26 protein-coding genes are annotated in these 26,932 nt (G+C 68.2%); 7 read left to right on the plus strand and 19 right to left on the minus strand.

Annotated features, from left to right (window positions below; all coding sequences use genetic code 11):
* Positions 1–10 precede the first annotated feature (10 nt).
* From BMY69_RS07280 to BMY69_RS07290, 3 genes are all read right to left on the minus strand, one after another.
* On the minus strand, positions 11–1,003 hold the full coding sequence (locus BMY69_RS07280) for a sensor histidine kinase (protein WP_090176583.1): 993 nt from the start codon (positions 1,001–1,003) through the stop codon (positions 11–13).
* A 26-nt stretch (positions 1,004–1,029) separates the two neighbouring features.
* On the minus strand, positions 1,030–1,758 hold the full coding sequence (locus tag BMY69_RS07285) for a response regulator transcription factor (protein ID WP_036111366.1): 729 nt from the start codon (positions 1,756–1,758) through the stop codon (positions 1,030–1,032).
* Positions 1,759–1,877: 119 nt separating this feature from the next.
* Positions 1,878–2,492: an arylesterase gene (locus BMY69_RS07290; protein ID WP_090176586.1), complete on the minus strand. Its 615-nt coding sequence runs from the start codon at positions 2,490–2,492 to the stop codon at positions 1,878–1,880.
* Here BMY69_RS07290 and BMY69_RS07295 point away from each other — a divergent pair.
* Complete coding sequence (locus BMY69_RS07295; RefSeq protein ID WP_090176588.1) at positions 2,491–3,177, plus strand: ABC transporter ATP-binding protein; 687 nt, start codon at positions 2,491–2,493, stop codon at positions 3,175–3,177. The two genes, BMY69_RS07290 and BMY69_RS07295, sit on opposite strands and share 2 nt — an antisense overlap.
* Entirely contained in the window at positions 3,174–5,657 is a 2,484-nt protein-coding gene (locus BMY69_RS07300) for an ABC transporter permease (RefSeq protein ID WP_090176591.1), read from the plus strand. Before BMY69_RS07295 ends, BMY69_RS07300 begins: the two co-directional genes overlap by 4 nt.
* Positions 5,658–5,672: 15 nt before the next feature.
* Here the strand turns inward: BMY69_RS07300 and rimI are convergent, their stop codons facing one another.
* The 3 genes from rimI to pssA are packed head-to-tail and all read right to left on the minus strand — an operon-like array spanning position 5,673 to position 7,402.
* Entirely contained in the window at positions 5,673–6,146 is a 474-nt protein-coding gene (gene rimI, locus BMY69_RS07305; RefSeq protein ID WP_090052228.1) for a ribosomal protein S18-alanine N-acetyltransferase, read from the minus strand.
* 4 nt (positions 6,147–6,150) lie between these two features.
* Positions 6,151–6,570, minus strand: a complete 420-nt coding sequence (locus BMY69_RS07310; protein ID WP_090176593.1) for a hypothetical protein — start codon at positions 6,568–6,570, stop codon at positions 6,151–6,153.
* Between the two features lie 46 nt (positions 6,571–6,616).
* Entirely contained in the window at positions 6,617–7,402 is a 786-nt protein-coding gene (gene pssA, locus BMY69_RS07315; protein ID WP_090176596.1) for a CDP-diacylglycerol--serine O-phosphatidyltransferase, read from the minus strand.
* Between the two features lie 155 nt (positions 7,403–7,557).
* Between pssA and BMY69_RS07320 the strand changes: the two genes are divergently transcribed.
* The 4 genes from BMY69_RS07320 (at position 7,558) to BMY69_RS07335 (ending at position 10,844) form a co-directional block, all read left to right on the plus strand.
* Complete coding sequence (locus BMY69_RS07320) at positions 7,558–7,983, plus strand: DUF4124 domain-containing protein (RefSeq protein WP_090176599.1); 426 nt, start codon at positions 7,558–7,560, stop codon at positions 7,981–7,983.
* A gap of 68 nt (positions 7,984–8,051) precedes the next feature.
* The gene (locus tag BMY69_RS07325; protein ID WP_090176601.1) at positions 8,052–9,749 is read left to right on the plus strand and encodes a proline--tRNA ligase; all 1,698 of its coding nucleotides are present in this window, start codon (positions 8,052–8,054) and stop codon (positions 9,747–9,749) included.
* A gap of 351 nt (positions 9,750–10,100) precedes the next feature.
* Positions 10,101–10,424: an H-NS histone family protein gene (locus tag BMY69_RS07330; protein WP_090052216.1), complete on the plus strand. Its 324-nt coding sequence runs from the start codon at positions 10,101–10,103 to the stop codon at positions 10,422–10,424.
* A 39-nt stretch (positions 10,425–10,463) separates the two neighbouring features.
* Positions 10,464–10,844: a tautomerase family protein gene (locus BMY69_RS07335; protein WP_090052214.1), complete on the plus strand. Its 381-nt coding sequence runs from the start codon at positions 10,464–10,466 to the stop codon at positions 10,842–10,844.
* Positions 10,845–10,980: 136 nt separating this feature from the next.
* Here the strand turns inward: BMY69_RS07335 and BMY69_RS07340 are convergent, their stop codons facing one another.
* From BMY69_RS07340 to BMY69_RS07400, 13 genes are all read right to left on the minus strand, one after another.
* Entirely contained in the window at positions 10,981–12,264 is a 1,284-nt protein-coding gene (locus BMY69_RS07340; protein WP_255364484.1) for a threonine/serine exporter family protein, read from the minus strand.
* Positions 12,257–12,694 carry an NfeD family protein gene (locus BMY69_RS07345; protein WP_255364485.1) on the minus strand — a complete coding sequence of 146 codons (438 nt, stop codon included), beginning with the start codon at positions 12,692–12,694 and terminating at the stop codon, positions 12,257–12,259. The genes BMY69_RS07340 and BMY69_RS07345 overlap by 8 nt, the downstream gene beginning before the upstream one ends.
* Positions 12,695–12,713: 19 nt before the next feature.
* A complete protein-coding gene (locus BMY69_RS07350) occupies positions 12,714–13,676 on the minus strand; it encodes an SPFH domain-containing protein (RefSeq protein ID WP_090176606.1) in 963 nt (320 codons plus the stop codon).
* A gap of 50 nt (positions 13,677–13,726) precedes the next feature.
* Positions 13,727–15,118, minus strand: a complete 1,392-nt coding sequence (locus BMY69_RS07355; protein ID WP_090052208.1) for a sensor histidine kinase — start codon at positions 15,116–15,118, stop codon at positions 13,727–13,729.
* Positions 15,119–15,131: 13 nt separating this feature from the next.
* Complete coding sequence (locus BMY69_RS07360; RefSeq protein WP_090176609.1) at positions 15,132–16,466, minus strand: sigma-54-dependent transcriptional regulator; 1,335 nt, start codon at positions 16,464–16,466, stop codon at positions 15,132–15,134.
* Between the two features lie 75 nt (positions 16,467–16,541).
* Complete coding sequence (locus tag BMY69_RS07365; RefSeq protein ID WP_090176611.1) at positions 16,542–17,765, minus strand: ABC transporter permease; 1,224 nt, start codon at positions 17,763–17,765, stop codon at positions 16,542–16,544.
* On the minus strand, positions 17,762–19,066 hold the full coding sequence (locus BMY69_RS07370; protein ID WP_090176614.1) for an ABC transporter permease: 1,305 nt from the start codon (positions 19,064–19,066) through the stop codon (positions 17,762–17,764). Before BMY69_RS07370 ends, BMY69_RS07365 begins: the two co-directional genes overlap by 4 nt.
* A gap of 10 nt (positions 19,067–19,076) precedes the next feature.
* Positions 19,077–20,291 (minus strand): ABC transporter permease, encoded by a 1,215-nt coding sequence (locus BMY69_RS07375; RefSeq protein ID WP_090176617.1) that lies wholly within the window; start codon positions 20,289–20,291, stop codon positions 19,077–19,079.
* 10 nt (positions 20,292–20,301) lie between these two features.
* Entirely contained in the window at positions 20,302–21,609 is a 1,308-nt protein-coding gene (locus BMY69_RS07380; RefSeq protein WP_090176621.1) for an ABC transporter permease, read from the minus strand.
* A gap of 27 nt (positions 21,610–21,636) precedes the next feature.
* Positions 21,637–22,347, minus strand: coding sequence for an ABC transporter ATP-binding protein (locus BMY69_RS07385; RefSeq protein WP_090176622.1), 711 nt, complete (start codon positions 22,345–22,347; stop codon positions 21,637–21,639).
* 37 nt (positions 22,348–22,384) lie between these two features.
* Positions 22,385–23,656 carry an efflux RND transporter periplasmic adaptor subunit gene (locus tag BMY69_RS07390; RefSeq protein WP_090176625.1) on the minus strand — a complete coding sequence of 424 codons (1,272 nt, stop codon included), beginning with the start codon at positions 23,654–23,656 and terminating at the stop codon, positions 22,385–22,387.
* 279 nt (positions 23,657–23,935) lie between these two features.
* A complete protein-coding gene (locus BMY69_RS07395) occupies positions 23,936–24,499 on the minus strand; it encodes a hypothetical protein (protein WP_090176627.1) in 564 nt (187 codons plus the stop codon).
* 94 nt (positions 24,500–24,593) lie between these two features.
* Positions 24,594–24,791: a hemin uptake protein HemP gene (locus BMY69_RS07400; protein ID WP_090052189.1), complete on the minus strand. Its 198-nt coding sequence runs from the start codon at positions 24,789–24,791 to the stop codon at positions 24,594–24,596.
* A 323-nt stretch (positions 24,792–25,114) separates the two neighbouring features.
* Here BMY69_RS07400 and BMY69_RS07405 point away from each other — a divergent pair, with 323 nt between their 5' ends.
* On the plus strand, positions 25,115–26,932 hold the full coding sequence (locus BMY69_RS07405) for a type IV secretory system conjugative DNA transfer family protein (protein WP_255364486.1): 1,818 nt from the start codon (positions 25,115–25,117) through the stop codon (positions 26,930–26,932).

Genomic DNA, 26,932 nt, shown 5'->3' on the forward strand with positions numbered 1-26,932 from the left:
CGGGGAACGCTCAGGCTTCCACGGGCTGCGGATGCGGGAAGCGCACGCTGGCGATACGGCTGGCGCCCGGCAGCGCACGCAGTTCCAGCGGCCACTGGAAGCGATCCGAGAGACGACGTGCGATGGCGAGGTCGAAGCCGTGCCGGTCGACCGCCGCATGGCGGCGGCTGCCTTCCTCCGGCGCGTCGAGCGCGGGATTGATCACGCTGACGCTGCCCGGCATGACCGTCACGACGATCGTGCCCTGGTCGGTCTGCTGCAGCGCGTGGCGGATCAGCTGCCCGCAGAGCACCGCGAAGACACGCGGCGACGCATGCAGCGCGAAACTGGCCGGCTCGTCGAGCACGAGCTCCACCGGGCGCCCGGCGATGAGCTCCCGCGCGTAATCCACCTCCTGGCGGAGCACGGCGTTCACTACGAAATCCTCCTCGGCCAGCCCCTGGTCCGACTCGCGCGAGAGGATCAGGAACGCCTCCACGAGGGCTTCCAGTTCCCGCGTGGAACGGCGGATGCGCTCCAGCGAGCGGTGGCCGAACTCGGAGAGTTCCGCTTCGTCGGCGAGCATGTCCGACGACATCTTGATGACCGTGAGCGGACTGCGCAGTTCGTGGCTGGCATCGCGGGTGAAGTTTCGCTCCCGTTCGCCGTAACCCTCGATTCGCGTCGCCAGTCCGTGCAGCCCCCGGATCAGGCTGCCGATGTCGCCGTCCGCGCGCTTGTCGCCCTCGCGGTCGAGCCCTTCCATGTTAGGGCGATCGGGATCCCAGCCATCGAGCAGGCGGGCAAGCGCCGCCACGGGAATCCACTCCCGCGATACGGCGAGCCAGGCCAGCCCGCCCGAGCACAGGATGATCGCGATCACCGCGCCGACGGGGGCCACGTTGTTGGCCGCCATCAGCGAGGCGATGATCATCACCGCCGTCTGCAAGACGAACACGACGGCCACGCGCGCGCGAAACGAGCCGCGCCGTCGCCGTTTTTCCTTCGGTGCCCTGCCTTCCATCGATCAGTTCCGGCCTTGCTCCCGCGTCATGCCGTCTGCGACGCGGCGACTTCGGAGTCGAGGTCGGCCAGGCGGTATCCCGCGGAGTGGATCGTGTGCAGCAGCGGACGATCGAACGGCTTGTCGATCACGCGGCGCAGGTTGTAAAGGTGCGAGCGGAGGGTATCCGAATCGGGCAGCGTGTCGCCCCAGATCTCGCGCTCGATGTCCCGGCGGCTGACCACGCGCGGCGATTCGCGCATGAGGATCGCGAGCAGCTTCAGGCCGATCGGCGACACCGTGAGTTCCTGGCCGCCGCGGGTGAGGCGCAGGGTGGCGGTGTCCAGCGTCATGTCGCCGACGTTGAGCACCTCGGACGACACCTGGCGGCGATCGCGACGGATCAGCGCACGCAGGCGCGCTTCGAGCTCACGGACTTCGAACGGCTTGACGAGGTAGTCGTCGGCACCGGCCTCGAGGCCCACGAGCTTGTCTTCCAGCGTGTCGCGCGCGGTGAGCATGAGCACCGGGGTGGACTTCTTGCCGTCCTTGCGCAGCTTGCGGCAGACGTCCAGGCCGTCCATGCCGGGCAACATCAGGTCGAGCACGATCACGTCATAGCTGTTGGACACGGCCAGGTGCAGGCCGCTCACGCCATCGGCGGCGTAGTCGACCGAATAGCCCCGGCGCTCCAGGAATTCACCGACCATCTCGGCGATCTGGCGGTTGTCCTCGACCAGAAGGATCAGGCCTGCCTGTTCGTCGCGGTTGCTCATCGCTCCACTCCTTTCGCTGATTCACAAATGTGAAGAGTTAACGGCCGGACCGGTGAGAACAGCGTGAAGACCGAAAACGAGAATTCATTGTGGGTAGGGAAACGTGCAGGCGGCGTCGACTAACGCAGCATCGGGCTAAGCGCTTTCCACACATTCTCCGCCACCCGGGGTTCGCCCGCGGCCTTCGGATGCAGGCCGTCGTCCTGCATCAGCGCTGCGTCCAGCGCCACGCCGTCGAGCAGAAAGGGCACCAGCGCGACCTCGTGCTTGCGCGCGGCATCGGCGTACACCTTACGCAGGCCGTCGCGGTACTGCGGCCCGTAGTTCACGGGCAGCTCGATCCCCAGCAGGAGCACCTTCGACCCGGCCGCCTTGGCGGCGCCGATCATGGTGTCGAGATTCTGCGCGAGCTGGGCCAGCGGCAGTCCCTGCAGCCCGTCGTTGGCGCCCAGTTCGATGATCGTGACGCCCGGGCGCTGCTTCTGCAGCAGGCCCGGAAGGCGGTTGCGGCCGCTCAGGGACGTCTCGCCGCTGATGCTGGCATTGACCATCGTCCACGGCGTCGCCATCTTCGAAGTGCGCGCGTCCAGCAGACGCACCCAGCCGGCCTCCACCGGGATGTTGTGCGCCGCCGACAACGAGTCCCCGAGCACCAGCACCTTGCGCGGCGTTTCAGCCGCCTGGGCGATGGCGCATCCGACGAACAACAGCAACAGGACAAGGCAACGGCGCATGAGCGATTCTTCCCGGGTTCTTCTCGAAGTGACGGATGTTAGCAAGTCGGTTTTCGGCCCGGAGGGCAGGCTCGACATCCTCTCGGGCGTGAACCTGCGCGTCGCGGAGGGAGAAAGCTTCGCCATCGTCGGCGCTTCCGGTTCGGGCAAGACCACGCTACTGGGACTGCTGGCGGGCCTCGACGTTCCCACGACGGGTGGGATCCGGCTCGACGGCCAGGCGCTGGAGGCGATGGACGAGGAAGCCCGGGCCGCGATCCGCCGGCGCCTCGTGGGCTTCGTGTTCCAGTCGTTCCATCTGCTCCCGGCCCTTACGGCCGAGGAGAACGTGATGCTCCCCCTCGAACTCGAAGGCGACGACTCGGCGCGCGAACGAGCCCACGCCGCACTCGACGCGGTGGGCCTCGCCGCGCGGCGCCGGCACTACCCGGCCCAGCTCTCCGGCGGCGAACAGCAGCGGGTGGCCCTCGCGCGCGCCTTCGTGCACCGTCCGCGCATCCTCTTCGCCGACGAGCCGACCGGCAACCTCGACCAGCACACCGGCGAGCACATCGGCGACCTGCTTTTCGACATGAACCGGCAGCACGCCACCACGTTGATCCTCGTGACGCACGACCCGCGCCTCGCCGCCCGCTGCGCGCGCTCGGCGGAACTGCACGAAGGCCGTCTCGGAGTCACCGCATGAACGTGCTGCGCCTCGCCCTGCGCACGTTGCGCCGCGAGTGGCACCTGGTCGAGCTGCGAACGCTCGCCGCCTCGCTCGTGCTCGCGGTGATCGCCCTGGGCGTCGTCGCCACCCTCTCCACGCGCATCGAGCGCGGCATCCTCGCCAGCGCGGCCGAACTCATCGGCGGCGACCTCGGTGTCTCGGCACCGGCGGCGCTCCCCGAGCCGATGTCGCGTTCGGCGCAAGCGGACGGCCTCGCGGTCACCCGCGGCGCCTCGTTCCGCAGCGTCGCCTTCGTCGGCGACCGCAGCCAGCTCCTCGACGTGCTCGCCACCGACCGCGCCTATCCACTGCGCGGCACGCTCGAAGTCCGCGGCGTCGACGGCCGCGACCGCGTCGCGCACGGACCCGGTCGCGGCGAAGTGTTCCTCGACCATCGTGCCATGGTCGGCCTCGGGATCCGCGCGGGGCAGACGATCCAGGTCGGTGGACGCGACCTCACCGTCGCCGCCGAACTGCTGCGCCAGCCGGACGGCGGCGAGCTCTTCGCGCTCGCGCCGCGCGCGCTGATGAACCTCGACGACGCCAGCGACGCCGGCCTGCTGTCCGTCGGCAGCCGCGCGCGGCACCGCCTGCTCGTCGCCGGCGCGCCGGGCGCGGTCGCCGTGTGGCGCGCCAGCGCCGAACGGGAGTCCCTTCCGCAGGGCGCCGAGCTCATCACCCCGGAGAAGATGCAGGAACGCATGCGCACGGCGTTCGACCGCGCGAGCAGCTTCCTGCGCCTCACCGCGTTGCTGTCGGCGCTGCTCGCGGGCGTGGCCATCGCCCTCGCGTCCGCACGTTACGCGCGGCGCAAGGCCGGCGAGGTCGCGCTGCTGCGCGCGCTCGGCACGCCGCGGCGGCGCGTCGCCGCTCTCCTGGTGACCACGCTGGCCGCGCTGGCGCTGCCCGCCGCGGCGCTCGGCATGGCGATCGCGCTGGCCCTCGCCCAGGGCGCGTGGTATTTCGCCAGCCAGCTGTTCGACAACATCCCGACCAGCCTCCCTCTCGGCCCCGCCTTCGCGGCGGCGGCGATGGGGCTCGCCGTGCTCGCCGGCTTCGCGCTACCGCCGCTCGTGCGGCTGGCGGAAGTGCCACCCGTCGCCGTCTTCCGCGAATCGATGCAGCGGCGCGTGCGCCGCTTCGACGCCCTGTACCTCGTGCCGCTCGTGACCGCGATCGGTCTGCTCTGGGTGCAGAGCGATTCCGCGAAGCTGGCCGGCATCCTCGCCGCCAGCCTCGCCGGGGTCGCGGTCGTCGCCGCCTTGCTGTCCGCGCTGCTGCTCGTGATCGCGCGGCGCGTCGCGCCCGGCGCGCACCCGGCGTTGCGGCTGGGCCTCGCGGCGCTCGCACGACGCCGTGGCCTGTCGCTCGTCCAGGCCACCGCCCTTTCGCTGGGTCTGTGCGCGCTCCTGCTCCTGGCGGTCATCGCGCCGTCGCTGCTCGAGGGCTGGCGCCGCGAGCTCCCCGTCGACACGCCGAACTGGTTCGCGCTGAACCTGCAGGACGACCAGCGCGACGCGTTCACGCAGGCGCTGGGCGCCCTCGGTGCGAGCCGCACGAACATGATGCCGCTGGCCGTCGGCAAGCTCACCGCGATCAACGGCCAGCCGATCGACCGCATCGCCTTCGCCAACGACGAGGCCAGGGATTCCGCCGATCGTCAGCTGCGCCTGTCGTGGAGCGCCGAACTGCCGCCCTCCAACGAAGTCGTCGCGGGCCAGTGGCCCGGCGCGGCGCCGGCGCAGGCGGAGGTCTCCGTGGATACGTCGTGGCGCGATCGCTACCAGCTGAAGCTCGGCGACACGCTGAGCTTCGAAGTCGGCGAAGGCACGCTCGACGCACGCGTCACCAGCGTGCGCAAGGTCGACTGGAGTTCGTTCCGCGTGAACTTCTTCCTGCTGCTCGACCCGGCCCATGCGAGCGAACTGCCGCACACGTGGCTGACCAGCTTCTACCTTCCGCGCGGCCACGGCGACGCGCTCGCTAAGGTGTCGCGCGACTTCGGCAACCTCAGCCTCATCGATGTCGACGCGCTGCTCGATCGCGTGCGCGAGATCGTCGACCGCGTCGGCGGCGCCGTGCGCTGGGTGCTCGGATTCAGCCTGCTCGCCGGGGCGCTGGTGCTGACCGCCGCGCTCGCGGCGAGCGCGCAGGAGCGTCGCAAGGAGGCCGCCCTGCTCCGCACGCTCGGCGCGACGCGCGCGCAACTGCGCGCCGCCGCGGCCTGCGAGTTCGCGCTGCTCGGGCTCGTCGCCGGCCTCACGGCGGCGTTCGGTGCGCTGGGCGCGGGTCTGTGGCTGGGCAATGCGGTGTTCCGCATCGAGGACTTCGTGCCGCCGGTATGGCCGCTCGTCGCCGCGGCCGCGATCGCCGCTTTCATCGTGATGATCATCGGGCTGCTCGGCACGCGAAAGGTGCTGCGCACGTCGCCGATGGCCCTGCTGCGGGAAGGATGATGCCAGGAGGGTGGCTCAGTCCGGCGCCACCATCTCCAGCGACATCACAATCGCGTCCTCGCGACCGCCCTTCGCCGGGTAGTACGAGGGGCGTCTGCCGATCTGGGTGAATCCGAGCGAGTCGTACAGGGCTTTCGCCACCGGATTCGACGGTCGCACCTCGAGAAAGATGCGCTCCGCACCGTACCAGCGGGCGAGATCGATGAGCCGGCGCATCATGCGCCGGCCATAGCCGAGCCCGCGATGCGTATCGGCGATGCAGACGTTGAGCACGTGGGCCTCCCCCGCCGCGACGGAAAGGATGCCGTAGCCGGCGATCTCGCCGTCGTGCACCAGCACCCAACAGTTGTGCCCTGCCTGCAGGCAGTCGCGAAAGATGCCGGCGCTCCACGGGAAGTCGTAGGACGCGTGTTCGATGGCGACGACGGCGTCGAGGTCCTCGCGGCGCATGGCGCGGACTTCCGTCGAGGGGCGGGCCACGGCGACCATAGACTCAGGCTCCGCGAAGCGTGCGTCCGAGCGCGCGCAGACCGTTCCACAGACGTCGCTTCGCCGCGGCGTCCGCGACGATCGCCGCCGGCGGATCGACGAGAACGATCTGGGCCTCGCTCATGACCGCCGCCGGAAGCTCGTGACCCAGCGCCCGTGCCTGCGCCTCGCCGAAGACGAGGTACGACCGCGCCACCGGCACACCCGTAAGGCCCTGCGCGTCGACGTGCATGCGCGGGGCGCGTCCGAGAATGGGGCCTCGACCGCGCAGGGCACGTCCGACGAGATCCAGTTCGCGCTCGGTGGCGTTCGCGGGCAGCACGACGACGCAGTCGACGCGACCGCGCGGTGCATCGTTGGCGGCGTCGACGGGCATCTCCGGCATGGCCGGTGCGCTGCGCAGGCGCCAGGGCGTGACCCCCATCACCCTGAGCAGACGATCCCGACGTTCCGGCCCGGCGACCACAGCCCTACTCCGGGGTCCTGGCGTGACGACGTGCGCGGCGACGGCGCGTAGCACGGCCCCACAACGTCATGACCGGACCGGAGATCGTGTAGATCACCGCCACGGCGAAAAGCACCCGGGCGGTGTCGACCAGCAGGAGCACGACGATCAGCACCGCCGCGATGAGCCAGATGAAGGGCACCCGGTCGCCCTTCGGCCACGCCTTGAAGCTGTAATAGCGAACGTTGCTGACCATCAGCAGACCGGCGATGACCGCCAGAGGCATGGCGATGAACGCGACCGACGGGCCGGCGATGTCGAACTTCTCCATCGTCCAGACGAACGACATGCAAAGGCCCGCCGCGGCCGGGCTGGCCAGACCCTGGAAGTAACGCTTGTCGGCGACCCCGACCTGGGTATTGAAGCGGGCGAGGCGCAATGCCGCGCACACCGCGTAGATGAAGGCCGCGGCCCAGCCGATCTTGCCCCAGACCGGGCCATACCCCGCCAGCGACGACAGGGCCCACGTGTACATGACCAGCGCCGGGGCAAGGCCGAAGCTGACCAGATCCGAGAGCGAATCGTACTGAACGCCGAATTCGCTCTGCGAGTTGGTCAGGCGGGCGACCCGTCCGTCCATGCCGTCGAGGATGCCGGCGACGAAAACCGCCAGCGCCGCCACCGCGTAATGCCCGCCGATCGCGGACACGATCGCGTAGAAACCGGCGAACATCGCGCCCGTCGTGAAGAGGTTCGGCAGCAGGTAGATGCCGCGATGACGCGGCCCCTGGGCCTGGATCGGATCGCTCATGGGCCATTCCGTGACGTGGGCCGACAGTGTATCCCAGGCGCCGTGAAGCGTCAGTGCGGCGCCGGCGGCGAGAATCGCGATCCCGTCGCTTGCGCGGCCGACGGGCCGGTGATACTTGTGTCGCCCACCTCTATCATCGTTGCCGGAAGGCCCCCATGCGTCGTTGCCTCGCCCTTGCGATTCTCGTGACGGTCTGCCCGCTCGCCTTCGCCCAGGCCTATAAGTGGAAAGATGCGCAGGGTGTGACGCACTACGCGGACGCGCCGCCGCCGGGCAGCGTCCGCTACGAGAAGATCAAGACCACGGGCACCGTGGAAGCGCCCGCTCCGCCCCCCGCCACCGCGAAATCCGGGTCTGCGGACGACGGCAAGACGTCCGCCAACCCGGCCTCGGCCGAGGACACCCCGGCGAACCGCAAGAAGCTCTGCGACCAGCTGCGGAAAAATACCGACATCCTGACGAACGAGCGGGTCGTGACGATGGACGACGGGAAGGGTGGCCAGGCTCCCCTCGACGACGCGGCTCGAAAACGGCAGATCGAGACCACGCAGGCGCAGATGACGCTTTACTGCAAGTCGTGACGGAGCGAGCGGCGGCTGCGCGGCGTAAGCGCCTATAATCCCGACTTTACCGTCCGGACCGCTCGCCGATGCGCCTCAGCCAGTTCCACCTCGCCACCGCCAAGGAAGTCCCCGCCGACGCGGAAATCGCCAGCCACCAGCTGATGCTGCGCGCGGGCATGATCCGCAAGCTCGCCTCCGGCCTGTACACCTGGACGCCGCTGGGCCTGCGCGTGCTGCGCAAGGTCGAGCAGGTCGTCCGCGAGGAAATGGTCCGCGCGGGCGCGGTGGAAATGCTGATGCCGTCGGTGCAGCCGCGCGAACTGTGGGAGGAGACGGGCCGCTGGGAGAAGTTCGGCGGCCAGCTGCTCAAGATGAAGGATCGCAAGGAACAGGACTTCTGCTACGGCCCCACGCACGAGGAGGTCGTGACCGACTTCGCGCGCAACGAGCTGAAGAGCTACAAGCAGCTCCCGCTCAACGTCTTCCAGATCCAGACCAAGTTCCGTGACGAAATCCGCCCTCGCTTCGGCGTGATGCGCGCGCGCGAGTTCCTGATGAAGGACGCCTACTCGTTCCACCTGACGCAGGAATCGCTCGCCGAGACCTACCAGGTGATGTACGACGCGTACTCCCGCATCTTCACCCGGCTAGGTCTCGCGTTCCGCGCGGTGGATGCCGACACCGGTGCGATCGGCGGCAGCGCGAGCCACGAGTTCCAGGTGCTGGCCGATGCCGGCGAGGACGCCCTCGCCTTCTCGGACGAATCGGCCTATGCCGCCAACATCGAACTGGCGGAAGCGGTCGCGCCAGCCACGGAACGCCCTGCCCCGTCCGCCCCGCTGACGCGCGTCGACACGCCGAAGCAGCGCACGATCGAGGAGGTCACCGCGTTCCTGGGCGTGCCGGCGTCGCAGGTCGTCAAGACGATCCTCGTGCGTGGCCGGGAGGGCCTCGTCGCCCTTTGCGTGCGCGGCGACCATGAAATCAACGAAGTGAAGGCGGCGCACCTGCCCGAGCTGCCGGACGACTCCGAGCTCGCGAGCGAGGCCGAGATCCTCGCCGCGACCGGTACGCGCCCGGGCTTCATCGGTCCGGTGGGCCTGCCCGATTCCATCCCGGTGATCGTCGATCGCAGCGCGGCCGTGCTCGCGGACTTCGTCTGTGGCGGCAACGCGGACGGCACCCATTACACCGGCGCGAACTGGCAGCGTGACGCGCGCATCAACCGCGTCGCCGACATCCGCAAGGTCGTCGAGGGCGACCCTTCCCCGGACGGCAGGGGCACCATCCGCCTCGGCCGCGGCATCGAGGTCGGCCATATCTTCCAGCTCGGGCAGAAATACGCCGAGGCGATGGGTGCCGGCGTTCTCGACGACCAGGGCAAGATGCGGACCATGTTCATGGGTTGCTACGGCGTCGGCGTCAGCCGGATCGTCGCCGCGGCCATCGAGCAACGCCACGACGATGCCGGCATGATCTGGACCGATGCGATGGCGCCCTGGCGCGTCGCGGTATGCGTCATCAATCCGAAGAACGACCCGGTGGTCGCCGAGGCCGCCGAGTCGCTTTACCAGGCGCTCGCGCAGGAAGGCATCGATGCGGTGCTCGACGACCGTGGCCTGCGCCCGGGCCCGATGTTCGCGGACATGGAACTGATCGGCATCCCGCACCGCGTGGTCGTCAGCGGTCGCGGCCTGGAGGCCGGCACGTTCGAATACCGAGCGCGCACCGACAGCGAAGCGCGCAACGTGTCGCGCGAGGAGCTCTTCGCCATCCTGGCATGAGCCAACCGCACGTCCGATGGATTATGCCCGCGTGCTTTTCATGCACGCGGGTTAATTCGATTAATGCGAAACATCCAATGCGATGACCGCCCTAAGCCCGTCTCGATACGCGGCCGAATCCCATGCGAATGATCCATCTAGGGAATGGCGCCATTTCGGGAAAGGCACGCGTAAAGACCGGACTGTAGGGCGTTTCCGATACTAACGTCGGAAACATGCAGAGGTCTCGATAATGGATGACATTATTTCGCGGATTAGGTCACAATTCAGTGTGTCCGCATTAATCGCGCACTACGCGACCCGTAATTCGCCGGGTCGACGCTGATCAAATCCACGCAATGGGAGATGCCAATGGCCGTCGATATCAAGAATCTCAACCATAACCAGCTCGAAGAGCTGATCGCCAAGGCCCAGACCCGTCAGACCGAACTGCGTAAGGAAAAGGTCGGCCGGCTGCGCGAGAAAATCAACGCGCTGATCAAGGCCGAGGGTTTCACGTTCGACGACGTGTTCGGCGCCCGCGCCCCGAAGTCGAAGCGCGCCGGCGCCACCGTCGCCGCCAAGTACCGCAACCCCGCCGACGCCTCGCAGACCTGGTCCGGCCGCGGCAAGCGCCCCCGCTGGTTCAACGATGCGCTCAAGGCCGGCAAGAAGGAAAAAGACCTCCTGGTCTGATCCCCATCACCGCACCGCGGCACTCATAGGGAGCCACCCATGCCTCTCGTCCGGATCGATCTGCGTCGCGGCAAGGATGCCGCCTACCGCACCGCCCTTGGCCGCGCCGTGCACGATGCCCTCGTCAGCATCGGCGTGCCCGCCGACGATCGTTTCCAGGTCATCGCCGAACACGACACGGAAGGCCTCGTCTACGACGCCCATTACCTCGGCATCGAACGCACCGACGACATCGTTCTGGTGCAGATCACGTTCAACGACACGCGCACTGTCGAGCAGAAGAAGGCCCTGTACAAGGCGATCGCCGAGAACCTCGGCCGATCGCCGGGGGTGAAGCCCGGCGATGTCTTCGTCAGCCTCGTCGAGGTGAAGAAGGAGAACTGGTCGTTCGGCAACGGCGTGGCGCAATACGCCAGCTGAGCGGCGTGCTCTGGTAGGAGCGCGCCCTGCGCGCGACATCTTTTGAAGCCACGACCCCGAGCTGGCGCGCCACCTTGGGAATCGGGGCGAAACGATGTCGCGCCCGGGTGCGCGCCCACGAATGGTGCGGTCGCGGTTACAACGACCGCCGTGGCGCCACCAGCAGGTCGCCGAACAGCAGCCCCGCGACCAGCGAGACCAGCAGGGTCACACCGAGAAGACCCGTGTCGACGCCGAGCGAGGCGTCGCGATCCAGCAGGTACGACACGCTGCGGAAACTGACCGAGCCGGGTACCAGAAGGATGATGCCCGGCTCGCGAACCACCGCGCCCGGTTGCTGCGCGTAACGGGCGTACACGTTGCTGAGCGAGCCCAGCAGCACGCCACCCACGAAGACGCCGAAGGGCGCCCCGGGCAATGAACCGGAGATGCTTCCGCCCCACGTGGTGGCGAGATAACCGAGGATCACCGAGGCCATCACGACGAGCCAGTCGCGGCGCGCGGCCCGGAACAGGATCGCGAACGAGAACGCGCCCAGCAACAGGATGGGCCAGTCGGCCCAGCCGGGCAGCGGCGGCAGCGCGTAGTTGCGCGGTTCGATGCCGAATGCCTCACACAGCTGGCTCGCGGCCACGGTACCGAACGTGAGCTTGAGCAGGGTCGCCATGGCGCCGCCCATGCGGGCGACGCCGGAAACGAGGTGCTGGCTCGATATCTCGCGAACGGCGGTCGTCAGCGCCATGCCGGGCATGAGCACGATCAGGCTACCGAGGATCACGGACTTCACGGCCAGCGGCACCAGATAGGCGCTGACGACGATGGTGATGACGGTCGCGACCATCGCGCTGATCGCTTCGCTCGCCGCCGCCAGGCGCGGCCGGCTGCCCGAGGCGACGGTGATGAGGCCGATGATCACGCCGATCACGCCGGCGGTGATGAGGTCGGGCCAGGAGCTGTGCAGCAGCAACGCGACGACGGCGGCGGCGCAGAGACCATAGCTGGCGATGACGCCGAGTTCCGCGCGGAAGGTTTCGGGCGCCCCCAGTTTGCGCAGCAGATGAAAGCCTTCGCGCAGCTCCATCTTGCCGTCGATGACGGCGTCCGCGATCCGGTCGGCCTCGCACAGGCGTCCCAGGTTCACGTCACCGGGCGGCAGGCGCATCACCTGCGTGACCTGGGCGACGCTCTCTTCGCCCTGTCCCAGATCCGCGAACGACACGATGATGGCCGTGGGGCTGGACCAGACCTCCGCGGAAAGACCCAGCCGTTGCGCCGAGCGCGCGACCGCGGTCTCGAGCCGCGGCGCCGTGGTGCCGTACTGGTGCAGCCGGCGGGCGAGTTCGGTAAGGAAGGCGATGCGGGTGTTGATCGCCGTGGTGGCGAAACTCACCGGTACCGCCAGCGGCACGGCTTCAGCCAACGTCCACCGCCTTCACGCGCAGGGTCGTGCCGTCGATGCCGATGACTTCCACCGGCGCGCCGAGCGGCAGGTCGGGTCCCGCGACGAGCCACATGCCGTCGCCGACCTTCGCCTTGCCGCGCCCGTTGACGATCGCCTCGCAAAGGACGAAACGCTGGCCGACCAGCTGCTCGCCGCGGCGGTTCAGGCGCTCGTTGCCGTGCGGAATGCGCTCGATGCGCGGGCGCACCAGCTTCCAGTAGGCGAAACACGAGACGAACGCGAAGACACCGAACACGATGGCCTGCGCCAGGGCCCCCATGTCGGGCACGGCGAGCAGGACGATGCCCATGGCGGCGGCCGCGATGCCGATCCAGAGCATGAAGTAGCCCGGCAGCACCACCTCGCCGCCGATCAGCAGCAGCGCGACGATCCACCAGACGTAGTGCATGGCGACGTTTTCCATGGCGTCAGCGCGGCAGGGGCGGCGTGCGGTTGGGCGCGGCGTCGGCCGGAGGCCGGCCCTGCGCCGCCAGCGAATCCTTCGCCAGTTCCGCGATGCCGGCGAGCGAGCCGAGGATGCCCGTGGTTTCCATCGGAAGCAGCAACGTCTTCTGGTTGGGCGACTTCGCCATTTCCTTCAGCGCCTCGACGTAGTTGTTCGCCACGAAGTAGTTCAGCGCGTTGACGTCGCCTCCGGCGATCGCCTGCGAAACCATCGTGGTGGCTTTCGCTTCGGCCTCGGCGAGGCGTTCGCGCGCCTCGGCTTCACGGAACGCGGCTTCCTTCTTGCCTTCGGCCTCGAGGATGGCCGACTGCTTCTCGCCGTCGGCCTTGAGGATCGCCGCCTGGCGGAAGCCCTCGGCGTCGAGGATGTTGGCGCGCTTCTCGCGCTCGGCCTTCATCTGGCGCGCCATGGCGTCGACGAGGTCGCGCGGCGGGGAGATGTCCTTGATCTCGATGCGGGTGACCTTGACGCCCCAGGGATGCGTCGCTTCGTCCACCACGCTGAGCAGCTTGGCGTTGATCGCGTCGCGCTGGCTGAGGCTCTCGTCGAGATCCATGGAGCCGAGCACCGTGCGGATGTTGGTCATGATGAGCGCGAGCGCCGCGGTTTCGAGGTTCGACACCTCGTAAGCCGCCTTCGCCGCGTCGAGCACCTGGTAGAACACCACGCCGTCGACGCGCACCACCGCGTTGTCCTTGGTGATGACGTCCTGCGAGGGAACGTCGAGCACCTGCTCCATCATGTTCATCTTGCGCCCGATCGCGTAGACGAACGGAATCAGGAAATGCAGACCGGGTGTCAGGGTGCCGGTGTACTTGCCGAACATCTCGACCGTCCACTCGTAGCCCTGCGGCACGATGCGGATCAGCTTCGCCAGCACGATCACGACCACCGCCACGACGACCAGCGCGACAAGACTTCCCATGGCCCGTTTCTCCCTCTCCCGATGTGTTCCGGGAGTATAGGGGAAGCGCCTCAAGGCGATTGCGTGGGCAGCACCAGCGTCACGCGGAGGCCACCGCCGTCGCGATTGGCCAGCGCGATGCGCCCGCCATGCGCCTCAGAAATTTCGCGTGCCAGGGCCAGACCGAGGCCCGTCCCGGACCGCTTGGTCGAGTAGAACGGCAGCAGCGCCTGCGCGAGCACCGTTTCGCTCATCCCGGGGCCGCGATCGGCGACCTCCACCAGCATCTCGCGGCCGACATGGTGCACCGCGAGCGTGACCTCGTTCGCGTCGCCGCCGGCCTCGTGCGCGTTCTTGATCAGGTTGATCAGCACCTGTTCGACCTGGGTCGGATCGAACCAGCCCGGTTGGTCGGGCGCCGCCGCCACGAGCCGGAACGACGCGTGCAGCGCCAGGCCGTCGAGGAACGGCCCCCAAGGCACCTCGCGCGCCTGCGGGGTCGGCAGCTTGGCGAAGCTGGCGTAGCCGGCGATGAAGCTGTGCAGGTGCTTCGCGCGGTCGCCGATCGAGGCGAACACGCCCGGCAATCGGGCGAGGTCGCCGCGCCGGGCGAGCTCGGCGCCCGAATGCGACAGCGACGAAATCGGCGCCAGCGAGTTGTTGAGCTCGTGGCTGATGACGCGGATGACGCGCTTCCACGTGTGGACTTCCTGCCGCGAGAGCTCGCGCGTCATGCGCCGGTAGAGCTGCAGCCGGTGCGGGCGTCCCTGCAGCCGGAACCCACGCTGCGACAGATGGAAGGTCTCTTCGCTCCCCTCCATCTCCACGGAGAAAAGGGCGTCTTCTCCTCCCTTCGCCGCCTCGCGCAGGCTTTCGGGCATGGATTCGAGCACCGTCCCGAAATCGAGGCCGGCGAGCGCCCTTCCCTCGTTGAACAGATGGCGCGCGGCGATGTTGGCGTAGGTCACCTTGCCCGCCGCGTCGGTGAGGATCAGGGCGACCGGCGTGTTCTGCACCACCGTATCGAGGAGCAGCTCGCGCTGTGCCAGGTGCTGCCGCTGGTCGCGCAGCGTCTGGCCCAACGTGTTGTGCATGCGGATCAGGTCGCCGAGTTCGTCGCCACGCGAGGTGCCGATCGACATGCTGAAGTCGCCGTCGCGATAGCTCGCCACCGCGCTCTCCAGCGCGCGCATCAGGCGGCGCAGCGGTTCCACGAGCGCATGCGCGACCCATGCGGAAAGCGGCAGCAGCACCAGCAGGCAGATGACCAGCGCGGTGCGGCCGTCGAACGATTCCACCACGTGGATCGCGGGCGCCCTGCCCGCCTTCTCCGGCACTTCGCGGATCCAGGCGAGCACCTGCGGGAAGGGCCAGATGGAGACGCCGGCGAAAACCAGCGCGCCGACGATGGCCGAGCCGGCGACGACCAGCGTCATCTTGCCTTCCAGCGAGAGGGTCTTCATGCCCGCGCCCTGGTCAAACGGCCAGCCCGTAACGCTCCATGCGCCGGTAAAGCGCCTGTCGGGAGAGGCCGAGGTTGCTCGCGGCGCGACTCACCACGCCGCCCGCCGACGCCAGCGCGGCCTCGACCGATTCGCGGCTGGGCTCGTCGAGGTTGCGGGTCGCCACCGGCGCCGGCGGCGGCAGGTTCAGGTGCACCGGCTCGATGCGTCCGTCGGCGGCCAGCAGCGCGGCGCGCGCGATGGCGTTCTTCAGTTCGCGCACGTTGCCGGGCCACGCGTGCGCCAGCAGCGCTTCGCGCGCGTCCTCGCTGAGCGTGGCGCGGCCGTCGAGGAAGAACTCGGCGAGCGGAAGGACGTCGTCCACGCGCTCGGACAGCGGCGGCAGGTTCACGTCGATGACGTTGAGGCGGTAGTAGAGGTCTTCGCGGAAGGTGCCCGCGGCGATCATCGCTTTCAGGTCCGCGTTGGTGGCGCTGACCACGCGGACCTTGGCATGCCGCGTGCGACCCGAGCCGAGACGTTCGAACTGCCCCGTTTCCAGCACGCGCAGCAGCTTCATCTGCCCGGGCAACGGCAGGTTGCCGATCTCGTCGAGGAACAGGGTGCCGCCGTCGGCCATCTCGAAGCGGCCCTCGCGCGCCTTGTTCGCGCCCGTGTACGCACCCGCGTCGGCGCCGAACAATTCGGCCTCGATCAGTTCCCCCGGCAGCGCGCCGCAATTCACGGCGACGAACGGACCGCGACGGACCGCGGAATTGGCGTGGACGATCGCGGCGATGCGTTCCTTGCCCGCGCCGTTCGGCCCCGTGATCAGCACGGGCACGTCCGAGCGGGCGACCTGGCAGGCCAGCTCGACGGTCCGGCTCATGGCTTCCGAGGCGAAAACGAGGCCGTCGAGGTCGTAGCGGCTTTCCAGCGCCTCGCGACGGCGGCGCCGTTCCACGCGCGCGCGCGTGACCTCGCGTGTGGATTCCGACAGTTCGAGCAGGTTCTCGACCGTCGCCAGCAGCTTGGTGTCGTCCCACGGTTTGGCGAGGTAATCCGCCGCGCCCGCCTTGACGAGTTCCACCGCCGCCTCGAGATGCGTCCAGGCGGTGAGCAGGATCACGGGCAGGTCGGTGTAGCGCGACCGGATCTGCTTGAACAGCGCGATGCCCTCTTCACCCGACGTCGTATCGGCGGTGAAGTTCATGTCCTGGATGACGACGTCGACGCGCTCGCGCGCGAGCGTGGCCAGGCCGTCGTCTGGGGTCAGCGCGACGAGCGCGCGGATGTCGCGCAGGCTCAGCGCGAGCGAAAGCGCCTCGCCCACGGCGGGGTTGTCGTCGATGATCAGTACGCAGCGCATCTTGTCCCTTCGCATGAACGCATGGATGCCTCTCCCGGCGAAAGGGTTGCATCCCCGCCGGCATTCTTTCCCATTCTAGCCACGGGTGGCGACCACCGGGGGCACCGAGGCCGCCCGCAGCGCGGGCGCCAGCACCGCCGCCTGGCCCAGCGCCCAGAGGATCGCCGCTCCCACGGGCAGGTAGACCAGGGGCAGGCCCGGCAATTCGTACTCGCGCATGAGCACGATGTTGATGCCGTAGGCGAGCACCATTCCGAGACCGATCCCCATGCTCGCCAGCAGGAAGTTCTCGGTCTGGAAGTAGCGGAGGATGTCCTTGCGGCTCGCGCCGAGCGCCCGGCGGATGCCGATCTGGCGTCGCCGCTGGCCGACCCAGAAACTCGCCAGCCCCACGATCCCGAGCGCCGTGATCACGAGCAGCGCGATCGAGACGGCGGCGAGCGTGACCGCGGTCGCGCGGTCGTCGGCGAAGAATCGCGCGCGGATGGCCGGATACGTCCGCGCACTCACGATCACCCGGCGCGGATCCAGCCGCTTCAGCGCCTTGACGGCATCCACGAGCGCCTTTTGCGTCTCGCCCTCGCGCGCTCTCACGATATAGCCGCCGCCGGAGGCCGGCACCATCCGCCACGGCAGGACGATCGAGTCGTTGGCGCGGTCGCGCGTGAAACCCGCCGCCCCGGGCAACCGTTCCAGGACACCGACGACGCGGAGGACGTCGCCATGCATGTACAACGTCCTGCCGAGCGGATCGCCGTCACCGAACAGACGCGTGGCGAGGTCGCGCGTGATCAGGGTCACCGTCGGACCGGGCGCCTTCCCCTGCAGATGATCGTCGAGCCACGCGTATTCGTCGGAACGAAAGAAACGCCCCGCGACGAGGCGACTCCCGAGGAGCTCCGCCAGGCCCTCGCCGTAGTAGAGGGTGACGGCGGTGGCCGGCGCGCCCTGCACGGGCGACCGGCTCACGTCGCTGTTCCACGTGGTACCGCTGAACGGCAGGGAGTTGCCGATCGTCGCGGCCTCGACACCGGGCAACCCACGCAGTTCGGCGAGATCGGCCTGCGCGCGCGCGTGGATGTCGCCACGCCGGCCGATGTCCGAGACGACGATGCGCATGAGGCGATCCTCGGCGACACCGGTGGGCGTCGTCATCCAGCCGAGCCGGTCGCCGATCAGGAAGATGGCGTTACTCACGATCGCGCACGTGAGCGCGATCTGCAGCACGAGGAGCGTCGCGGTCAGCCGATGCCGGCGCAGCGTCGAGAGGATGGGCAGCACGTCGAGGCGCATGGTCATTGGCTCTTCAGTTGCAGGGCGGCCGGGACGCGGCACGCGCGCCACGCGGGTACGACGCCCGCAAGCGCCGTGGCGACGATCGATGCCGCGAACGTCGCGGCCAGCATCGTGCCGTCGAGATGCGCCAGCTGCGCCGCGGCGGTCGACTGCAGGCGGACCAGTGCCAGTCCGAGCAACGCGAAGAGAAGACCGCCGACACCACCGGCGACGCCGATCAGCGTCGCCTCGACGACGAGCTGCGTGAACACGCTGCGCCGCGATGCTCCCAGCGCCCGCCGGACCCCCAGCTCGCCCGCGCCTCGCATGAACTTCGCCAGCATCAGCCCCACCGTGTTGACGAGGCAGACGACGAAGAAGCCGAGCGCGATCCACACCTGCAGGCGGACGTCGCCGGGTACGACCTGCCGCTCGTCGAGGTAACGCCGCACGTTGGTCAGGTCCGACGCCGACGGCCGGGTGAAGCGTCCGAGTGCGACCTGCTCGTGCGCGTAGCCATCGAGGAACGCGCGATACGACGCGACCGCGGCCGCGTCGTCCAGCTGCACCCAGAACTGCAGCCAGACGCACGTCGACGACTCGATCCTGTCGTCGTCCGTCCTGCCCTGTCCCCAGCATTCGATGCCGCCGTTGCGCTTCAGCTTCAGCTCGCGCGCCGTGAACAGCGGCACGAAGACTTCCTCGGCACCCGCGTATTCGCCGGTGGCGAGGTCGTAGAAATGCGGCACGGCGCGCCATGGCTCCAGCACACCGACGATCCGCAGATCCGCGCCGTCCACGTGGAGCGTGCGACCGACGCTGTTCCTGCCATGGAAGAGCCGATCGTTCAGCGACGCGGCGATCACCGCGACGCGCGCGTGTCCGTCATCATCCGCGGCGCTCCAGCCCGCCCCGAAGCGGAACGGCACGCCGAACATCGGGAAGAAATCGCCCGTCGTGTAACGCGCCGTCACCAGATAAGGGTCGACCTCACGCTCGTCGGACTGCACCGCCGTCGCGCCCCCGACCATCAACGCCTGGCGCGCAGCCCGACGCGCGTGGAGCAGATCGACCCCGTCGGTCCACGTCACCTGCGACGGCAGCGCGGCGTACGGGTCGTAGCCGTCGCGGTCGCGTGGATCGAGCCGCGGCAGGAAGACCGATCCGCTGCGCCCCGGCAGCGGATCGCCCGACAGCACGTGCAGGACGGTCAACGTCGTCATGCTTGCCCCGATGCCCAGGGCGACGGCCACGATCATCAGCGCCGTCAGCGCCCTGCTTCGCCGAAAGCTGTGCAGCGCGAGTTCCAGGTAGTAACCGAACATCGACGACCCTTCAGACGCTGCGCGTGGCCTCGACCGGCGACACCTTGGAGGCCTTCAGTGCCGGCGCGAACACCGCCGCCTGACCGAGCGCCAGCAAGGCGACCACGCCGACGAGGATGTACGTGAACGAAAGACGCTGCATCTCGAAGTGCGTGAACATCCACTGGCTCATCCCGATGGCGAGGACCACGCCGACCACGACACCCGCCAGCGCGATCAGGAAGTTTTCGGTCATGAAGTAGCTCAGGATGTCGCTGCGCCGCGCGCCGAGCGCCCGTCGCACGCCGATCTGCTTGCGCCGCTGCCCGACCCAGAAGCTCGACAGACCCACGATGCCGGCGGCCGTGATTGCGAGCAGCACCGCGCAGACCACGCTCATGAGGATCGCCATGCCGCGGTCCTTTTCGTAGGCGCGGCTGCGGACCATCTCGAACGTGCGCACGCCGTACTTCTCCGGCAGCACGCGCATGCGGTTCACGTCGTAGAGCGTCTTCGCCACGGACCTGAACACGGCATCCTGCTGGCCCGGCTTCGCACGCACCAGGAAGATCTGGTAGCTGCTGTTGAACGTCAGCGGCATGATCGTCACCATCTCCGGAAAGTCGACCTCGGTCCACGGCACGGTCAGCTTCGCGACGATGCCGACGATGGTCGAGGGGCGGCCCTTGGAGTAATACACCGTCTTGCCCAGGGCATCGCCATTGGGGAACAACTTGTCCGCGAGTTTCTTGGTCACGATGACCTGCGGCGGCGCCGGACGATCGTCGCGATTGAAAGGCGTGATCTCGCCGGCGTTGAAATTGCGGCCGGCGATCAGCTGCACGCCAAGCGTCTTCAGCGCGTGCTCGTCACCGAAGTACAGCGCCGTCTGGACGCCGTCCTTCTGGCCGTCCGGCTTCAGCTGCACGCCGGTGGACCAGCCACCCTGGCGCAGCGGAAAGGCGTTGGTGGCGTACGCGTCCTCCACGCCCGGCATCGCGCGCAGGGCCTGGATGTCCGTCTTCACCAGCGGCACGTACGACGCCGGCGTACCGACGTAGCGATTCTGGATCGCCACGACGTCCGATTCGTTCATGCCCGTGGTGCGGCTCACGCGCTCGACGCGTTCGTGGACGATGAACAGGGCGTTGCACACGATGGCCAGCGTCAGCGCGATCTGCAACGCGATGAGGATCGTGCCGGCCTTGTGCCGCCGGAGGGCCGAAAGAATGGGTCTGATCTGCATGGGACGATCCTCAGTTCGACTTCAGCTGCCAGGCCGGCTGGACCTGGGCGGCACGCCACGTGGGGTAGAAGGCGGCGATCACCGAGGCGGCGATCGAGACGACGAGCGTCAACACGACCAGCACCGGATCGAGCTTGGCGAGCCGCGCGATGGGTTCCGGGAAGACGAGACCGACGCCAAGGACGCCGAGGCCGGTCAGCAGGAGACCCAGCAGGCCGCCGGCGACGCCGATGGTGCCCGCCTCGATCAGGAACTGCGCGTAGATTTCCTTCCGCGAGGCCCCGAGCGCGCGACGCACGCCGATCTCGGGAGCGCGACGAAGGAACTTCGCCAGCAGGAGGCCCACCGTGTTCACCAGGCAGATCGCCAGGAAGCCCAGCGAGACGATCAGCGACACCTGCGATTCCGGCGGCACCACCTCCTGCACCGACAGCCAGTCGACGACGTTGCGCAGGCGGACGTTCGGCGCCCAGCGGAAGCGACCCGTGCGCTGCTGCTCGGCGGCGTAACCCGTGAGGTACTGGCGATACGCCTGTTCGTCGGCCTTCGTCGGCAGCTCGGTCCACAGCGACAGCCAGATGCACTCCGAACGCAGATAGGCCTCCCACCCCTCGCCCGGCTCGGACACGCAATTGTTGTTGCCGTCGTTCGGGAACTTCAGGTCCACCGCGCGGTTGAAGGGAACATACAACGCCGCGCCTTCGTCGAAGCCCTGCGTGTTCGGCACGTCGAAGAACAGCGGCTGCGGTGCCCAGTCCTCGATCACGCCGGTCACGCGGAACAGGTGGCCGTCGAGGTTGACCTGCTTGCCGACGCTCTGTCCGCCGTTGAACAGCTTGTCGTTGAGCGACTTCGTGATCACCGCGACGCTGGCGTGCTTCTCATCGTCGTCCAGCGTCCAGCCGCTGCCCTGCAGGAACGGCACGTCGAACATCGGGAAGAAATCGGCGCCCGTCGCGTACGCGCCTTCGCGCACCGGCAGTCGCGCCGGATCCTCGGGGATGACCGACACGCCGATCGGGTACGTCACCGTCTGGCGCTTGGCCTTGTGCGCGCGCAGCAGCGTGGTCGCGTCGATGTACGTGAGCGCCGGCGGCGGCTCGTTCTTCTTGATGTTCTCCGGGCCCCAGTTGTCCACCTGCACGTTGAAGAGCACGTCGGACTTCTGCGGAATCGGATCGCGCGACGTCGCGCGGAACACCGAATAGGTGGTCATCGACGCGGCCACGCCGAACCCGATGGCCATCACCATCAGCGCGGTGAGCATCGGGTTGCGGCGCAGGCTGCGCAGGCCAAGCTGGAGGTAGTAGCTGAACATGGGGCCCCCGGGACGGTAGGGTCGGGATCAGGAATGCGCGGCTTGGGCGTGCGCGTGGAAGCGCGGTTCCTCCGCGAGGTCGACCACCTGCCCGTCGATCACGTGGACGTTGCGCTGCGCGCGGGCGGCGAGTTCGGGGTCGTGCGTGACCATCACGATGGTCGCGCCCTCGCGATGGATCTCCTCGAGCAGCTCCATCACGCCGCGCGCCATCTGCGTGTCGAGGTTGCCTGTGGGTTCGTCGGCCAGGAGCAGGCGCGGCGAGCCGGCCAGCGCACGCGCGATGGCGACGCGCTGCTGCTGACCGCCCGAGAGTTCGGCGGGGTAATGCTTGGCGCGCGATGCGAGGCCGACGCGCTCGAGCGCGTCCATGATGCGTTGCTTGCGCTCGGCCGCCTTCATGCCGCGGTAGCGCAGCGGCACCTCGACGTTGTCGAACACGTTGAGGTCGGGAATGAGGTTGAACGCCTGGAAGATGAAGCCGATCTTCTCGTTGCGGATGCGCGAGCGCGCGTTGTCGTCCAGCTGGCTCACTTCCACGCCGTCGAGGTGATAGTGGCCGCCCGTGAACGTCTCGAGCAGGCCGGCGATGGTGAGGAAGGTGGTCTTGCCCGAGCCCGAGGGACCGGTGACGGCGACGAACTCGCCCTCCTTCACGTCGATGTTGAAGTCGCGCAGGGCGTAGGTCTCGACGACTTCCGTGCGGTAGACCTTGGCGAGGTGGGTCATCTTGAGCATGGGGTGTCCCTCGGGTGATGGTGTGTGGTGTGGTCGGTCAGCGGCTGATGGCGACGTGTTTCGCGTCACCGAAGGTATCGGCGCCGGAGACGACGATCTTGTCGCCTTCCTTCAGGCCGTCCAGGATTTCGACCTTGTCGATGCTGCTCGCACCGACGCGGATGTCGCGGCGGTCCGCCATGCCGTCGTTGACGACATAGGCGTAGCGGCCGGCGCTCTCGTCGACGAACGAGCCGCGCTGCACGGTGAGCACGTTGTCGCGACGGTCGAGCAGGATGCGCACCGAGAGGCGCTGGCTCTGGCGAAGCTGTTTCGGCGTCTCGCCGTCGAAGCGCAGGCGCGCCGACACTTCCCCGTTCACCACCTCGGGCGACACGGCGCTCACCTTGCCGTCCCACTGCTTGCCGTTGCCGCTGATCTCGCCCGGCATGCCGATGGCGAGGTCGCGCGCGAAGCTCTCCGGCACCTTCATCTCGACTTCGAGCGCCGACAGGTCGATGACGCTGAGCAGCTGGGCATCCTTAGCGACCGTGGCGCGCTCGGCGATGAAGAGCTGGCCGACCTGCCCGTCGACGGGCGACTTCACTTCGAGGTCGTCGACCTGCCGCTCCAGGTCCTTCACCATCAGCACCTGGCGATCGTGGGCGAGCTTCTTCGCCTGCACGTCGAACGTGAGGCTGTCGTTGTCCATCGCGAGATCGGTCTTCGCGTGCTTGGTGGTGATCTGCGCCTTGTCGAGCGTCGACTTGGCCTTGTCCACATCGGCTTCGGGCACGGCGCCCTTGCTGAAGGCGCCCTGGTAGCGCTTGAGGTCGCGCTCGGCGGTGGTCTCGTCGACGCTCGCGTTGTCGAACGCCTTCTGCAGCTCGGAGCGTTTCTTCTTCGCTTCGATCTGCGAACGGAGGTACTCGACCTCCATCGCGTCGGCGGCGGATTTTTCCTGCGCGAGCTTGCTGGTCAGCTCGGGGCTGGTGACGACGGCCAGCACCTGGCCCTTCTTCACCACATCGCCCGCATGCACCTTCAGCACGACCGCGCCGGCGGATGCCGCGTACATGGTCGGGCTCACTGCCGCGACCACCTTGCCCTCGGCCGCGATGTCGCGGACGAAGGGGCCGCGGGTGACCGTGGCGAAGTTCAGGCGCGACGCGCTGACCGAGCTGTCCGCCGAAAACATCGTCGCGACGCGCGGCGCCGCCAGCGCGAGCAGCGCCACGGCCGCGACGCCGCCGCCGATGAGGAGGAGCTTGCGGTGCCGGTTCGGGCGGACTTCGACGAGACGGTCCTGGGCGGAGGTATCGCGGATCATGTTGGCTTCCCTGAGGTGCTTGCCGATCCATGCAGCAAGCGCCGTGCCAATCATGTTTTCCGCTTCGCGTCAGTTACTTACAATCCCATCGATGGTCGAAAGATGTGTCCGCGGACAGACTGTCCGGACAGTCGCGCGGTGTCCGGCGCACCTGTGGGAGCGGACCTGGCCGCGACATCTTTTCGCGCCGGTCTCGACGATCGCGCGCCAGCTCCCGGGTCGTGGCGAAAGGATGTCGCGGCCAGGTCCGCTCCAACCCGGCTGCGCGGTGCAGACACCTCAGCCTGCGATCCCCACCGATTCCGACACGGCGATGTCGCGCGCGACTCCGCGACCGAGGGACGAGATCGGCGCGTCACAGGTGCCGAGTACGGTGAAGCCGGCCATGCGGCGGCGAGTGAAGCAGAGGACGCGGGCGCGCGACGCCCGGAGCCAGTCGCGATCGGGAGCGCGGTGAACGGGCGCATCGGACGGCATCGCGCCGGCGAACAGGCCGTCCCACGCGAGGTAATCGGTGTCCGGCAGGAGATAGATGCGGGCGACCGTGTCGCCGTCGCGGCTCACGCAGTCGATCCACTCGCGCGGGCCTTCCGCGGTGATCGCGCAGGTGAGGCCGACATGGTGGGTCGCCAGCAGCGGCGCGAGTCCCGCGGATTCGACCAGGCAGCCGTGCGGTCGTGCGGCTTCGGCCGACGTCGCGATGTCCTGCCGCGCGAGGTAAAGCACGCCACCGAGCTGCCCGAGACCCTCGAAGAGCGTGCGAGGCTTCAGTCGCAGCCAGCGCGTGGTGGCGTTGGAACGGGCGCGCGACTGCACGCCGAAGGATGCGAGCCAACCGAACATGGACGTCTCCCGAAGACGAAAGCGTTGCGAAGGGTGCCTGGCTGGGCGGTCCGGGGAGAACCCGCGTGGCTTGGCGTCGGGGAGAGGGTGACGCTTATTTCGTGAGGATCAGCTTGTCGTTGCGCGTCAGGCGCAGGTGGTACTCGCTGCCCTCGTGCTCGATGACGAGTTCGCGCGATCCATCGAGCAGGTTCTTGCTCTGGATGCGGCGTGCGGCGACCGGCGCCGGACGGAGCGGCACGACCCTGTCACGGCCGCCGTTGTCGGTCAGGGGGAGCGTACGAAGAAGCATGGTCTTGACTCCGCTGATGGGTGCGGAGTTGATGATAATGATTCTCACTTGCGCGTCAAGCGCTCCTCTCCGCCGCCGTAGGAGCGCACCTGGGCGCGATTGGGTCTTGCCGGGGCTTTCGGGAATCGCGCCCAGGTGCGCTCCTACGGCCCCGCTTGTCACCCGTTTTGTGCTTTTTCTCATGCCTTGGACGATCAAGCCATGGAATGAAGGGCTTCCAGAACCCACGTAGCCAGCGGCCCACAGCACCGTTCGACATCTTCCGATTGTCATAAGCCCACCTCATGGGTAAGCATGCCGCGTCGTTCACAAGGAGTGTTTCCATGATGCTCGCCTGGAAGGCGTTGGTCATCGTCCTCGCGACGCTCGTCGCGTCCGCCGCCGCGGCCTACGGGTCCGGCTTCCTGATCTACCTGCTCCTGTCCATCGACGCGCCGGTGCACTGGGATACCGCGTGGGGCTACGCGCAGGTGCTCGATGAGCCACCGTACCGGGCCTTCGCATGGCGCATCAAACTGGGCATCGGGCTCGGATGCGCCCTGGCCTTTCTCGCCTGGTGCGCGCTGCTGTGGCCCGTCGTGCGTTCGCTCTTCCGGGACGGCCCGGACGCGGAGTCGACGCATGGCGACGCCCGCTTCGCGACGCTGGCCGACCTGAAGAAAGCCGGCCTGCTGACCCGCACGAGGCAAGGCATCCTCATCGGCAAGTACCGCGGCCGGGAGCTGTGGCTGGGCGGCGCCCAGCACGTCATCACCATCAGTCCGACGCGCTCGGGCAAGACCGCGAGCGTCGCCAAGCCGGTCGCGCTCTCGTACGAGGAGTCGATGGTGGTGCTCGACGTGAAGGGCGAGCTGTACCAGGACACCAGCGGCTGGCGCGAAGCGCAGGGCCAGCTGATCCGCGTGTGGGCACCGTACGACGACGCAGGCAACACCCATCGCTTCAACCCGATGACCGTGCTCGACGGCATGGTCCCGGGCAAGCGCATCGGCGAGATCCAGACCATCGCGGCCATCCTCTATCCCGACGCGCCGGGGCAGGATCCGTTCTGGATATCGCAGGCTCGTGCAGCGTTCACGGCGTTCGCCTCGTACCTGTTCGAAGCGTGGGACCACGGCCTGGCGACCACGCTTGGGCCCAGGCCCGACGTCAACACGTCCGATGCCTTCCCGTCCTTCGAACGGATCCTGCGGCTCTCCAGCGGCGACGGCGAACGCGGCACGAAGGCCATGCTGCAGCTGATCCTGAAGAAGCCCTGCTTCGCCTTCGTCAGCACGCAGACGCGCACCGTGTTCCGGAACCTCGCGAGCCTCTCCGAAGACACCTTCTCGTCGGTCATCGCGTCCATGCAGGCGCCGTTACAGCAGTTCCTGAGTCCCATCCTGGCGGCGGCCACGAACGCCACCGACATCGACGTGACCAGCCTGCGCCGCCGGCTCACCACCCTGTACGTGATCATTCCGACCAACAAGCTCGACGAGAGCGCGAAGCTGCTCAACATCTTCTTCAGCAGCGTCATCGGCAACAACCTGGACAAGCAGTTGGGCGAAGAGCCGGATCTCAGGCACCAGATGCTCATGCTGATGGACGAGTTCACGGCCATGGGCAGAGTCGACGTCTGGGCGAAGCGGATATCGATCTCCGCCAGCTACGGCGTGCGCGACCTCTGCATCGTGCAGAGCCGCGCCCAGCTCGACGGCACCTACGGCGAGAACGACGCACAGAACTTCATCACCAACCATGGCGCGCAGATCGTCTTCGCCCCGCGCGAGCAGGCCGATGCCAACGCGTACAGCGAAATGCTCGGCTACCGGACCGTCCGCAGGAGCCAGCGCAGCACTAGCCGTGGCGGCAGCGGGCACCAGGTGTCGACCAGCCACTCGGAAGAGCGCCGCGCCCTGCTCCTTCCGCAGGAGATCAAGGAACTACCGTCCGACGACGAACTGATCTTCTACGAAGGCTGCAAACCCATCCGCGCGCAGAAGAACTGGTTCTTCAAGGACAAGGTGTACCGGCAACGGGCGAGCCTGCCGCCCGCGCGGATCGTGCGGCCCACGGAGCATGCGGCACCTCCCGCAACCCAGTCCGAGTTCGCGGCGAAGCCGGCGACCGAGGCCACGCGCGTCGCGCTGGCCAGCTGA

Origin of the sequence: Luteibacter sp. UNC138MFCol5.1, assembly GCF_900110505.1 — a bacterium.
Classification (GTDB): domain Bacteria; phylum Pseudomonadota; class Gammaproteobacteria; order Xanthomonadales; family Rhodanobacteraceae; genus Luteibacter.